General features: G+C 73.0%; 11 protein-coding genes. 5 read left to right on the top strand and 6 right to left on the bottom strand.

Translation table 11 applies throughout. The features are described 5' to 3' along the window. The first annotated feature begins 32 nt into the window (after positions 1-32). A complete protein-coding gene (locus ACSP50_RS37815; RefSeq protein ID WP_014694614.1) occupies positions 33-455 on the top strand; it encodes a (deoxy)nucleoside triphosphate pyrophosphohydrolase in 423 nt (140 codons plus the stop codon). Here ACSP50_RS37815 and ACSP50_RS37810 read toward each other — a convergent pair. Next, positions 452-2,008, bottom strand: a complete 1,557-nt coding sequence (locus ACSP50_RS37810) for a long-chain fatty acid--CoA ligase (RefSeq protein ID WP_014694613.1) — start codon at positions 2,006-2,008, stop codon at positions 452-454. The two genes, ACSP50_RS37815 and ACSP50_RS37810, sit on opposite strands and share 4 nt — an antisense overlap. Positions 2,009-2,110: 102 nt before the next feature. Here ACSP50_RS37810 and ACSP50_RS37805 point away from each other — a divergent pair, with 102 nt between their 5' ends. The 4 genes from ACSP50_RS37805 to ACSP50_RS37790 all read left to right on the top strand — a co-directional run bounded on the left by ACSP50_RS37805 (position 2,111) and on the right by ACSP50_RS37790 (position 8,008). Beyond that, positions 2,111-2,740, top strand: coding sequence for a TetR/AcrR family transcriptional regulator (locus tag ACSP50_RS37805; RefSeq protein WP_014694612.1), 630 nt, complete (start codon positions 2,111-2,113; stop codon positions 2,738-2,740). Further along, entirely contained in the window at positions 2,737-4,146 is a 1,410-nt protein-coding gene (locus tag ACSP50_RS37800) for an aldehyde dehydrogenase family protein (RefSeq protein WP_014694611.1), read from the top strand. Before ACSP50_RS37805 ends, ACSP50_RS37800 begins: the two co-directional genes overlap by 4 nt. Continuing rightward, a complete protein-coding gene (locus ACSP50_RS37795; RefSeq protein ID WP_014694610.1) occupies positions 4,143-5,231 on the top strand; it encodes an alcohol dehydrogenase catalytic domain-containing protein in 1,089 nt (362 codons plus the stop codon). The genes ACSP50_RS37800 and ACSP50_RS37795 overlap by 4 nt, the downstream gene beginning before the upstream one ends. A gap of 170 nt (positions 5,232-5,401) precedes the next feature. Then, the gene (locus ACSP50_RS37790) at positions 5,402-8,008 is read left to right on the top strand and encodes an AAA family ATPase (protein ID WP_014694609.1); all 2,607 of its coding nucleotides are present in this window, start codon (positions 5,402-5,404) and stop codon (positions 8,006-8,008) included. A gap of 194 nt (positions 8,009-8,202) precedes the next feature. Here the strand turns inward: ACSP50_RS37790 and ACSP50_RS37785 are convergent, their stop codons facing one another. The 5 genes from ACSP50_RS37785 to ACSP50_RS37765 are packed head-to-tail and all read right to left on the bottom strand — an operon-like array spanning position 8,203 to position 12,491. After that, complete coding sequence (locus ACSP50_RS37785; RefSeq protein ID WP_014694608.1) at positions 8,203-8,790, bottom strand: TetR/AcrR family transcriptional regulator; 588 nt, start codon at positions 8,788-8,790, stop codon at positions 8,203-8,205. Continuing rightward, entirely contained in the window at positions 8,787-9,992 is a 1,206-nt protein-coding gene (locus ACSP50_RS37780) for an acyl-CoA dehydrogenase family protein (RefSeq protein WP_014694607.1), read from the bottom strand. Before ACSP50_RS37780 ends, ACSP50_RS37785 begins: the two co-directional genes overlap by 4 nt. Next, positions 9,992-10,972 (bottom strand): phosphotransferase family protein, encoded by a 981-nt coding sequence (locus ACSP50_RS37775; protein WP_014694606.1) that lies wholly within the window; start codon positions 10,970-10,972, stop codon positions 9,992-9,994. Before ACSP50_RS37775 ends, ACSP50_RS37780 begins: the two co-directional genes overlap by 1 nt. Beyond that, entirely contained in the window at positions 10,972-11,745 is a 774-nt protein-coding gene (locus tag ACSP50_RS37770; RefSeq protein ID WP_014694605.1) for an SDR family oxidoreductase, read from the bottom strand. The genes ACSP50_RS37775 and ACSP50_RS37770 overlap by 1 nt, the downstream gene beginning before the upstream one ends. Beyond that, positions 11,742-12,491 carry an SDR family oxidoreductase gene (locus ACSP50_RS37765; protein ID WP_014694604.1) on the bottom strand — a complete coding sequence of 250 codons (750 nt, stop codon included), beginning with the start codon at positions 12,489-12,491 and terminating at the stop codon, positions 11,742-11,744. Before ACSP50_RS37765 ends, ACSP50_RS37770 begins: the two co-directional genes overlap by 4 nt. Between the last annotated feature and the right edge of the window lie 16 nt (positions 12,492-12,507).

Below are 12,507 nucleotides of genomic sequence, written 5' to 3'. Positions count from 1 at the left end.
GATCGGCGGAGTTTTGTGCGATCTTGGATCTCATGCCGTCGGAACAGTACGTCAAGTCCCCGCCGTCACCCAGGGTGATTGTGGCGGCAGTGATCATCGTGGGCGGGCGGGTGCTCGCCTGCCAGCGCCGCAGCCCGCCCGAGGCGGCCGGAAAATGGGAGTTCCCCGGCGGCAAGGTCGAACGGGGCGAGACCGACGAGGCGGCGCTGGCCCGGGAGTGCCGCGAGGAGCTCGGCATCACCGTCGAGGTCGGCGCGCGGGTCGGCCCCGACGTGCCGCTGGCCCACGGCCGGGCCGTGCTGCGGGTGTTCGCCGCCGAGGTGCTCGACGGCGGCGTGCCCGAGGCACTCGAGCACGCCGACCTGCGCTGGCTGACCGTGGACGAACTGGGCAGCGTGCCGTGGCTGCCCGCCGACGTGCCGATTGTCGCAGAACTTCCCGCTCTGATGGACTAGACGGCGTTGCCCTGCTGTTTATGCGAATACTGCTTGCGCAGCTCCCGCTTGAGCACCTTCATGCTGGGCCCGAGCGGGAGCGACTCGGCGAACCGGACCTGCCTCGGGTACTTGTGCTTGCCCAGGCGCTCCCGCGACCAGTCGATCAGCTCTTGCTCGGTCAGGCCGCCGTCTTCCCGCACCACCACCGCGCAGATCTCCTCGCCGTGCGTGTCGTCGGCCACCCCGATCACCGCGACCTGCTGGATCGCCGGGTGCCGGGCCAGCACCTCCTCCACCTCGCGCGGGTAGACGTTGAAGCCGCCGCGGATGATCAGATCCTTGGTCCGGTCGACGATGCTGATGAACCCGTCCTCGTCCCGGGTGCCCAGGTCACCGGTGCGGAACCAGCCGTCGACGATCGCCTCGGCGGTCGCCTCCGGGCGGTTCAGGTATCCGGCGAAGACGTTGTGCCCGCGGATCACGATCTCGCCCAGCTCACCGGTCGGCAGGAACTCGATCCGCTCGGGTACCTCCGGGCGGGCGATCTCCACCTCGACGCCCCAGATGGGATGGCCCACGGTGCCGGCCTTCGCCCCGTACGCCGGCTGGTTGGTGGTCGCCGTGGGCGAGGTCTCGGAGAGACCGTAGCCCTCGAAGATGTGCGACCCGAACGTCTCGGCGAACCGCTCCAGCACGGCCACCGGCAGCGACGCCCCGCCGGAGACGCAGAGCTTGAGTTTCGGCAGCCGCTCCGCCTTCGCGGCGGCCTCCAGCAGCCCGATGTACATGGTCGGGACGCCGTGGAAGATCGCCACGTTCTCCCGCAGCATCAGCTCGATCGCCGCCTCGCCGGTGAACCGGGGGAGCAGCACCAGGGTGCCGCCGAGGCGGAACGTCGCGTTCATCCCGACCGTCTGGCCGAACGTGTGGAACAGTGGCAGGCAGCCGAGCACCACGTCGTCGCCGGTGATCGGGTGCACGTCGAACACGTTGACGGTCGCGTTCATCACCAGGTTGAGGTGACTGAGCAGGGCGCCCTTCGGCTTGCCGGTGGTGCCGCTGGTGTACAGGATCACCGCGACGTCCTCGGCCTGCCGGGTCACGTAGGTGTGCAGCGCCGGGACCCGGGCGGACACCTCCTCCAGCCGCTCGGGCAGCGTCGGCAGCTCGGCCGGCAGCGGACCGACGTTCGCCAGGCGGGTCCCGGACAGCTGCGCCGCGGCCGCGCCCACCTGCAGGAACGCCGAGTGGGTGACGAGCAGGTCGGCCTGGCTGTCGGACAGCACGTAGGCCACCTCCGCCGGCTGCAGCAGCAGCGAGACCGGCACCACCCGGGCGCCCACGGCCAGCGCCGCGTAGTAGACCCGGGGGAAGTCGGCCACGTTCGGGATCATCACGGCGACCGTGGAGCCGGCGCCGACGCCCAGCTCGCGCAGGCCGGCCGCGTACGCCCGGGTCTGGTCCCAGAGCTCGCGGTAGGTGATCCGGGCGCCCGCGTCGACGATCGCGACCTTCTCCGGGTACCGGCGGGCGCTCTCGGCCAGAACGGTGGCCAGGGACAGAGTCGTCATGCAGATCGCCTCCGAGTGATGTAGGTCGCAGCTTGCGCATAAACTAGCGGCGTAAGTTTTTGCGCGTCCAGTGTTGATTCCGGATTTCCAGGGAGTTGCCATATGGCTCGGCCCCGGCAGGCGCTCCTGACCCGTGAGCGCATCGTCGAGGCCGCGGCGGCGCTGATCGACGCGGAGGGCCTGGAGGCACTGTCGATGCGGCGGCTGGCCACCGAGCTCGGGGTGCAGGGCCCGTCGCTCTACAACCACTTCGCCACCAAGGCCGAGATCGTCGACGCGGTCGCCGAGGCGGTGGTCGCCCAGGTGGACATCGGGGTGTTCGCCGGTTGCGACTGGCGCGACGGGCTGCGGCTGTGGGCGAAGTCGTACCACGCGGTGCTGACCGCCCACCCCAACATCGTCCCGGTGCTGGCCACCGGGCCCGGCCGGCGCCCGCACGGGCTGGCGATGGCCGAAGCGGTCTACGGCGCGCTGCTCGACGCCGGCTGGTCCCGTTCACGGGCCACCCACATCGGCGCGCTGATGCGATATCTGATCACCGGGTCGGCGCTCGGCTCCTTCGCGATGGGCTTCGCGGTCGACCCGGCGCTCTACGACCACTATCCGCACCTGCACCGCGCCCACGAGCTGGCGGCCCACCGCGCGGTGGTCGACGAGGGCGCTTTCGAACTCGGGCTGGACGTGCTCATCGCCGGCCTGTCCGACCACTACGACCAGGGAGTACGCCGATGACGTCGGAATTCCGGGAACAGCTCTACATCGGCGGTGCCTGGGTGCCGCCGGCGGCGGGCGACCGGATCGAGGTGGAGAACCCGTACACCGAGCAGGTGATCGGGCACGTCCCGGCCGGCACCGCCGCGGACGTGGACCTCGCGGTCGCCGCCGCCCGCCGGGCCTTCGACGGCTGGGCCGGGCTGCCGATGACCGAGCGCGGCGCCGCCCTCGACCGGCTGCACCGGGCCCTCGCCGCCCGGGCCGGCGAGATCGCCCGCACCGTCGGCCTCGAACTCGGCACCCCGCTCAAGATCGCGCAGGCGGTCCAGGCCGGCCTGCCGCTCACCGTCCTGCGGGGGTACGCCGACGCGGCGTCCCGCCCGGTCGAGCCGGAGACGATCGGCAACTCGCTGATCCTGCGCGAGGCGGCCGGCGTGGTCGGCGCGATCACCCCGTGGAACTACCCGCTGCACCAGGTCGTCGCGAAGGTCGGTGCGGCCCTGGCGGCCGGCTGCACCGTGGTGCTCAAACCCAGCGAGCTCACCCCGCTGGTGGCGTACCTGCTGTTCGACGCCGCCCACGAGGCCGGGCTGCCGGCCGGCGTGCTCAACCTGGTCACGGGCACCGGCCCGGTGGTCGGCGCGGCGATCGCCGGGCACCCGGACGTCGACATGATCTCGTTCACCGGCTCCACCGCGACCGGCCGCGCGATCAGCCACGCCGCGGCCGACCGGATCGCGAAGGTCTCGCTGGAGCTCGGTGGCAAGTCGGCCAACGTGATCCTGGAGGACGCCGACCTGGTCAAGGCGGTCAAGGTCGGGGTGGGCAACGCGTTGCTGAACTCCGGGCAGACGTGCACCGCGTGGACCCGGATGCTGGTGCACCGCGCGCACTACGACGAAGCGGTGGCGCTCGCCGCCAAGACCGCGGTCGGTTACGTCACCGGCGACCCGTTCGACCCGGCCACCCGGCTCGGTCCGCTGGTCTCGGCGGCGCAGAAGGACCGCGTACGCGGATTCATCGACCGTGCCGACGCCCGGCTGGTGGCCGGCGGCCCGGCCGCGCCGGTGCCCGGCACCGGGCACTTCGTGGCGCCGACCGTCTTCGCCGACGTCGACCCGGACAGCGAGCTCGCCCAGGAGGAGATCTTCGGCCCGGTGCTGTCGATCATCCCGTTCGACAGCGACGACCAGGCCGTGGCGATCGCCAACAACTCGAAGTACGGCCTGGCCGGGGGGGTCTGGGGCAGCGACGAGCGGGCGCTCGCGGTGGCCCGGCGGATCCGCACCGGCGCCGTCGACGTCAACGGCGGCTCGTTCAACCCGCTCGCCCCGTTCGGCGGCTACAAGCAGTCCGGTGTCGGCCGGGAACTGGGCCGGTTCGGCCTGGAGGAGTTCCAGCAGGTGAAGGCGGTCCAGCGGTGAGCCACCACATCTCCGGTCTGGTCGTGACGGCGGCCGGCGCCCCGGCGAGCGTCGCGGAGCTGCGGCTTCCCGAGATCGGGCCCGGCCAGGTGCGGGTCCGGGTCCGGGCGGCCGGGGTCTGCCACTCCGACCTCTCCATGATCAACGGCACGCTGCGGCCGCCGCACCCGCTGGTCCTCGGGCACGAGGCGGCCGGCGAGGTGGTCGAGGTCGGCGAGCACGTCACCCGGGCCGCGGTCGGCGACCACGTGGTGCTCAACTGGCAGCCGCCGTGCCGGACCTGCTGGTTCTGCGCGCACGGGCAGCCGTGGCTGTGCGCCACCTCCTCCGGGGTCGCCGCCCTGGAGAACGGGATCACCCTCGACGGCGCCCCCGTGCACGTGTGCCTGGGGCTGGGTGCGTTCGCCGAGCAGGTGGTCGCCCCGGAGAACGCCGTCATCCGCGTACCGCCGCAGTTGGATTTCGAGGTCGCCGCCCTCCTCGGGTGTTCGGTGCTCACCGGATCCGGCGCGGTCCGCAACACCGCGAACGTGCAGCCCGGCGAATCGGTGCTGGTCATCGGCCTCGGCGGGGTCGGCCTGTCGGTGGTGGCCGCGGCCCGGGCGGCCGGCGCGGCGCAGGTCATCGCGGTCGACGTGACCGAGGCGAAGAAGGGCCTGGCCGAAGCGGCCGGCGCCACCGACTTCGTGGTCTCCTCGGACGCGCTGTCCAAGGACATCCGGGTGCGCACCGAGGGCCGCGGTGCCGACCACGCCATCGAATGCGTCGGCCGCGCCTCGACGATCCGCGCGGCGTGGCGGGCCACCCGGCGCGGCGGCCAGGTCACCGTGGTCGGCATGGGTGCGGCCGACGACATGGTGCAGCTCGCCGCCCTGGACATCTTCTCGTCGGCGCGGACCCTGCGGGCCTCCGTGTACGGCCAGGCGGACCCGGACATCGCGGTGCCCGCCCTGGCGCGCGACGTGCTGAACGGCCGGTTGTCCCTCGACCACCTGATCACCGACCGGATCGGGCTGGCCGACGTCCCGGCCGCCTTCGACCGGATGGCCCGCGGCGAGGGCGCCCGCTCGGTGGTTCACCTCTGATGACCGGCTCCGCCGGGTCGGGCTCCTGACCCGGCGGGCCACCGCGTCCCCGGTGCCCGCGGGGCATCCGCGGCTGATCCGATCCGCGCCGTGGTACCGGAACCGGATCGGTGGGCTCGGATGTCGGATAGGTGATGGAGCGGGGTGGGGGTCGATGTCATGGTGCGGCGATGGGGGAGTTCACTGGCGGGTCCGGGCTGCTCGAACGGTCCGGGCAGCTCGGCGCGCTGCATCAGGCGTACGACTCGGTGCGCCGCGGCCGCGGCGGTGTGCTCGTGCTGCTCGGCGGAGAGGCCGGCGGTGGGAAGACCGCGCTGGTGCGTCGCTTCCGGGACGAGGCGCGGCCCGGCCGGCCGGTGCTCTGGGGCGGCTGCGATCCGTTGTGGACACCGCGTCCGCTCGGCCCGTTCCTGGAGATCGCGCACGACGCAGCCGACAGCGGCCCGGTCCGGGAGCTGATCAACCGCGGCGCGAAACCGTACGAGCTGGCCACCGGCCTCATCGGGGACGCCCGGGAGCGGCCCGGACTGATTCTGGTCCTGGAGGACCTGCACTGGGCCGACGAGGCCACCCTGGACGTGCTCAGCCTGCTCGGGCGCCGCATCGACGGCATCCCGGCGCTGGTCGTCGCCACCTATCGCGCTGACGAGGCGGGCCGCGGGCATCCGCTGCGCCGGCTCCTCGGCGAGCTGCAGGGCGCGGCGATCCGGCGGATGGGGGTGCCACCGCTGTCCCCGGCGGCGGTCGAGGAGCTGGCCCGGCCGCACGGGCGGGACGGGCGGGCGCTGCATCGGGCGACCCGCGGCAACCCGTTCTTCGTCACCGAGGTGCTGGCTCGCGACGACGGCGACGTGCCGCTGACCGTCCGGGACGCGGTGCTGGCCCGGGCCGCCCGGCTGAGCCCGGCCGCGGCCGCGGTGCTCGACGAGGTCGCGGTCACCCCGCCGCACACCGAGCTGCGCCTGCTCAGCGACACCGCCGGCGTGGACGAGGCGGTGCGGGCCGGCATGCTGGAGTGCGTGCCGGGCGGGGTGGCGTTCCGCCACGAGCTGGCCCGGATCACCGTCGAGGAGTCGCTCAGCCCGCACCGCCGCCTCGACCTGCACCGCCGGGTGCTGGCCGCGCTGCTCGCCGAGCCGGACGCGGCCGACCCGAGCCGGGTCGCCCACCACGCCGACGCGGCCGGGGACACCGCGGTCGTCCTGGAGTGGGCGCCGCGCGCCGCCGAGCAGGCCGCCGACTCGGGCGCGCACCGGGAGGCCGCCGCCCAGTACTCCCGGGCCCTGCGCTTCGCCGCCGGCCTCGGCCCGATCGAGCGCGCCGGCCTGCTGGAACGCCGGTCGTACGAGTGCTACCTGACCGAGCAGACCGACGAGTCGATCGACGCCCTGCGGGAGGCGATCCGGCAGCGCCGGCTGGCCGGTGACCGGGTCAGCGAGGGCACCGCCCTGTCCCACCTGTCCCGGCGGCTGTGGTGCGGCGGCTACATCGAGGAAGCCGCCGACGCCGGCCGGGCGGCGCTGCGGCTCCTCGGTGACCTGCCGTCCGGCCCGGAGTACGCGATGGCCTGCACCAACCAGGCGTCGATCGCGCTGAACATCGAGGAGTACCCGGACGCGATCGAGCTCGGCACCCGGGCGCTGCGGCTCGGCGAACGGCACGGCCTGCCCGAGGTGGTGGTGCACAGCCTCAACAACCTGGGCACCATGCAGCTGCTGGCCGGCGAACCGCAGGGGATCGGCAAACTGGAGCGCAGCCTGGCGCTGGCCGAGCAGGAACGGCTGGAGGAACACATCGGCCGGGCGTACATCCACGTCGGGTGGGCGATGACCCGGGTCCGTTCCTACCACCTGTCGTCGTGGCTGGACCGGGGTGTCACCGCCTGCGCCGACCTGGGCCTGGAGGCGTGGAAGCACTACGTGCTCGCCTACCGCGCCCGCTACCACCTGGACCTGGGCCGCTGGCCGGAGGCGGTCGCCGACGCCGAGCAGGTGCTGCGCGAGGCCAAACCGGTGCCGCTGCTGCGGGTCATCGCGCTCAGCGTGATCGGCCTGGTGCAGGCCCGCGGCGGCGAGACGGACCCGTGGCCGGTCCTGGACGAGGCCCGGTCGCTGGCCGCGACCAGACCCGAGTTGCAGTACGTCGCACCGGTCGCCACCGCCCGCGCCGAAGCCGCCTGGCCGGCCGGCGCCCCGGTCGAACCGGAGCTCGCGGAAACCTGGGAGCTGGCCCAGCGCCGGCGCGCGGTCTGGGTCCTCGGCGAACTCGCCTGGCTGCGCCACCTGGCCGGCGAGCCGCACCCCGAGCCGCCCGCCGCGCCCCTCGTCGAACCTTACGCGTTGCAGCTAGCCGGTCACATCGAGGCGGCCACGGAGCGATGGCGGAAGCGCGACTGCGCGTACGACGCGGCTCTGGCCCTGTCCGGCGCCCCCGCCGAAACCTCGCTGCGCGCCGCCCTCGCCGAGTTCCAGCGGCTCGGCGCCCGCCCCGCCGCGGCGGTCGTCACGCGCCGGCTGCGCGCCCGCGGCATCCGCGACATCCCGCGCGGCCCGCAACGCTGGACCCGCGGCAACCCGGCCGAGCTCACCCGGCGTGAGGTCGAGGTGCTCGGTCTGGTGCAGCAGGGGCTGTCCAACGTGGAGATCGCCGAGCGGTTGTTCCTGTCCACCAAGACGGTCCACCACCACGTCTCGGCCATCCTGCGCAAGCTCGGCGTCGCCCGCCGCGGCCAGGCCGCCGCCGAAGCGTCCCGGCTGGGCCTCACCCCGGCAGATTGATCCGGCGCTCTCTCGCCGCGCACGGTCCGCGGAGGCGTCGATGCCGCGCACGGTCCGGGGAGGCGTCGATGCCGCGCACGGTCCGGGGAGGCGCCGATGCCGTGCACGGTCCGGGGAGGCGTCGCTGCCGCGTACGCGGCGCCACCGGCTCGTCGGTGGCCGGCCCGGAGTGACCCGGGCCGGCCACCGACGCACTACCGCGGGCCGCCGCTCAGCAGCGAGCGCAGGCTGCGGGCGAGGGCGGCCGTGGCGGCCTCAACCGGCAGTTCCATCGCCTCCCGCCAGGTGGCCCAGGCCGGCCACAGGCTGATCGCGGTCAGCGCGTTGAGCAGGTCCTCGTCGGTGCCGATCTCGGCCGGGAAGGCGTCGGTCAGCTCGTCGCGGACCCGGGCCACGTGCAGCCGCCGGTAGCGCTGCAGGGCGCTGGAGAACGGCTCCTTGAGCGCGGACGCCCGCGCGGCCGGGCCGATCTCCTCCAGCATCCGGGCCCGCTGCCGGCAGAACGCGTCGATCCGCTCGGCCAGCGGCAGATCGGACGGGATCTTCCGGTACGACGCGTCGCGCTGCTCCAGGACCCGCTGACCGCTGGCCGCCATCAGCGCTTCCATGTCGGCGAAATGGCTCCACAGGGCGCGCAGCGAGACGCCGGCCAGTTTGGCGATCCGATCCGCGGTGGGGCGCAGGTCCCCGTCGCGGATCAGCTGGAGGTGGGCGTCGACGATCGCGTTGCGGGTCCGTTCGGACCGGGCGGTGCGGCCGTCGACGCGCGGCGGTGTGGTCACGGACGACTCCGGTAGCGGTTCAACTCCCGCCGGGCCAGCGAGCGCTTGTGCACCTCGTCGGGGCCGTCGGCGAGACGCAGCGTGCGAGCCGCCACCCAGAGCTGGGCGAGCGGCGTGTCCTGGCTGGTGCCGACCGCGCCGTGGGCCTGGATCGCCTTGTCCAGGATCCATTCGACGGCCTGCGGTACGACGATCTTGATGGCCTGGATCTCGGTGTGCGCGCCCCTGTTGCCGACCGTGTCCATCAGCCAGGCGGCCTTGAGCACCAGCAGCCGGGCCTGCTCGATCCGGACCCGGGACTCGGCGATCCAGTCCTGCACCACGCCCTGCTCGGCCAGCGGCTTGCCGAACGGGGTGCGGGTCAGCGCCCGCCTGCACATCAGCTCGAGGGCCCGCTCGGCCATCCCGATCAGCCGCATGCAGTGGTGGATCCGGCCGGGGCCGAGCCGGGCCTGGGAGATCGCGAAGCCGCCGCCCTCGACGCCGATCAGGTTGCCCGCCGGCACCCGGACGTTGTCGAAGATCAGCTCGGCGTGGCCGCCGTGGTCGCCGTCGGTGTAACCGAAGACCGTCATGCCGCGGTGCACGGTGAGGCCCGGGGTGTCCCGGGGCACCAGGATCTGGCTCTGCTGCACGTGCCGGTCGGCGTCCGGGTCGGTCTTGCCCATCACGATGAAGATCCTGCAGTTCGGGTTCATCGCGCCGGTGATGTAGAACTTGCGGCCGTTGATGACGTACTCGTCGCCGTCCCGCTCGATCCGGGTGCCGATGTTGGTGGCGTCCGAGGAGGCCACCTGCGGCTCGGTCATCGCGAACGCCGACCGGATCTCACCGGCCAGCAGCGGCTTGAGCCAGCGTTCCTGCTGCTCGGGGGTGCCGAACTCGGCGAGCACCTCCATGTTGCCGGTGTCCGGTGCGGCGCAGTTCAGGGCGGCCGGGGCGATCGCCGGGCTGCGGCCGGTGATCTCGGCGAGTGGCGCGTACTGCAGGTTGGTCAGGCCGGCGCCGTGCTCACCGGGCAGGAACAGGTTCCACAGGCCGGCCTCTTTCGCCTTGGCCTGCAGAACCTTCAGCGCGGCCGGTGGCTCCCAGCCGTCCCCGCCGGCGTGGTAACCGGCCTCGGCCGGGTACACGTGCTCGTCCATGAAGGCGAGCAGCCGCTTGCGGTAGTCCTCGGTCGTCGCGTCGAACTCGAAGTCCATCAGTTCCCCTCCAGCGCTCGGTGACCCTGCTCGATCAGCGTGGGCACCATCGCGCCGACGGTGTCGAAACCGGCGCCGACGGTCTGGCCCTTGGTGAATCGGTAGTGCACGCCCTCCAGGATGACGGCGAGCTTGAACGCCGCGAACCCGACGTACCAGTGCAGGTCGCCGACGTCGCGGCCGCTGCGCTCGGCGTACCGCGCCGACATCTCCGCCAGCGACGGGTGCCCGGGCAGGTCGATCGGCGCGTACGGCTTCCCGTCCTTGACCAGCAGCGGCCGGCCGGCGTAGACCAGCATCAGGGCGAGGTCGCTGAGCGGGTCGCCGAGCGTCGACATCTCCCAGTCGAGCACCGCGTTGACCCGCAGGTCGTCGCCGATCAGCACGTTGTCGAGGCGGTAGTCGCCGTGCACCACGGCGCCCGGGCCGCCGGCCGGGATGTCCGCCGCCAGCCGGGCGTGCAGCTCGTCGATGCCGGACAGCTCCCGGCTGCGGGACGCGTCCAGCTGCTGCTTCCAGCGCCGCACCTGCCGCGCGTTGAAGCCCTCCGGCCGGCCGAAGTCACCCAGCCCGATCTTCTCCGGGTCCAGCGCGTGCAGGTCGGCGAGCGTGTCGACCAGGGTGAGGGTCAGCTGCCGCAGATCCACCCCGGTGAACTGCGCGGCGTCCCGGTAGATCGTGCCGTCGACCTGCTGCATCAGGTAGAACGGCGCCCCGATCACCTCAGGATCGGTGCAGAGCAGCACCGGCGCCGGCACCGGGAAGCCCGCCTGCGAGAGCGCGGCCAGCACCCGGTGCTCGCGAGCCATGTCGTGCGCGGTCGGCAGCACGTGCCCGAGCGGCGGGCGGCGCAGCACCCACCGGTGCGTTCCGTCGGTCACCGCGTACGTCAGATTCGACCGGCCGCCCGCGAACATCGTCCCGGTCAGCGGCGGACTGTCCAGATAGCTCTGGAGCTTCGCCAGATCCAGGCCCTTCATCAGGCACCCGCCTCGAAGCCGCGCTGCATCCTGTTCATGCCGCCCAGCCAACGGTCCGGATCGGTCGCGCGCAAGCGGTAGTAGTCGGCGACCTCCGGATGCGGCAGGATCAGGAACCGATTGTCGGTGAGGCCCTCGGCGACCACGCCGGCCACCGCGGACGGCTCCAGCGCGCCCTCGGCGAGCAGCGCCGCGCTGCCACTGCCCCGGGCGTTCCCGCCGGTCAGCATGTCGGTGCGGACCCCCTGCGGGCAGAGCGCCTGGACGATCAGACCCCGATGGGCGTACGTGGCGCGCAGCCACTCGGCATAGGCCAGCGCCGCGTGCTTGGTCACGGAGTAGGACGCGCTGCCCAACAGGGTCAGCAGGCCGGCCGCGCTCACCGTGATCAGCAGCCGTTTCGGCTCGTCCGTGTCCAGCCACCGGGGCAGCAGCGCGCGGGTCACGTGAACGTGCGACTTCACGTTCACCGCGAAGTCCCGTTCCCACAGCTCGTCCGGAGTGTTCTCGTCCCCGGCCGTGAGGACGCCGGCGTTCGAGCAGAACAGGTCGATGCCGCCCAGCTCGTCGTAGGCACGGTCGATCAGACCGCGTACGTCCGCTTCGATCGCCGCGTCGGCCGCGACCGCGACGGCGCCGATCTCCCGGGCCACCGCGGACGCCGCGTCCGGGTTGATGTCGCTGACGACGACCCGGTCGCCGTCGGCGGCGAACCGGCGGGCCAGCGCGGCGCCGATCCCGCCACCGGCGCCGGTGATCACGACGCGCTTCACTCGACCACCCCGGTCAGGGTGACGCCGCCGTCCAGCACGATGGTCTGCCCGGTGATCCAGGACGCGTCGTTCGAGCAGAGGAACGCCACCGTGCCGGCCACGTCCTCGGGCGCACCCAGCCGCTTCAGCGGGTACGTCGCGGTGACCTGCTCCTCGCGCCCCTCGAACAGGGCCGCGGCGAACCGGGTCTTGACCACCGCCGGCGCCACCGCGTTCACCCGGATCCTCGGTGCCAGCTCGACGGCCAGCTCCTCGGTGAGGTGGATCAGCGCGGCCTTGGTGGTGCCGTAGAAGGCGATGCCGGGCGCCGGGCGCACCCCGGAGACCGACGAGATGTTGACGATCGACCCGCCCTCGCTCTGCCCGAGGCCGCCGCGCAACGCCTCCTGCACCCAGCCCAGCGTGCCGATCAGGTTGACCTCGGCCATCTTGCGGGCGGCGTTGAGATCCAGGGCGGCGAGCGGCCCGTACGCAGGGTTGATCCCGATGTTGTTGACCAGCGTGGTGACCGGCCCGAACGTCGCGGTGACCGCGTCGACCACCGCGGTCCGGTGGTCCGCGTCGTCGCCCTTGCCGCTGATCCCGAGCGCCACCGCCGGGCCGCCCAGCTCCTTGACCGCGGCCTGCAGGGCGTCGTCGTCACGTCCGGTGATCACGACCTTCGCGCCCTGCGCCACGAATCGTTGCGCGATGGCGAACCCGATTCCCCGGCTTGCCCCGGTCACGATCGCCACTTGGTCCGCCATCGCACTACCTCCTCAG

Origin of the sequence: Actinoplanes sp. SE50/110 (assembly GCF_900119315.1) — a bacterium.
Classification (GTDB): Bacteria; Actinomycetota; Actinomycetes; order Mycobacteriales; family Micromonosporaceae; genus Actinoplanes.
The sequence above is the reverse complement of the archived record's forward strand: the minus strand, read 5'-3'. Positions and strand labels throughout refer to the sequence as shown.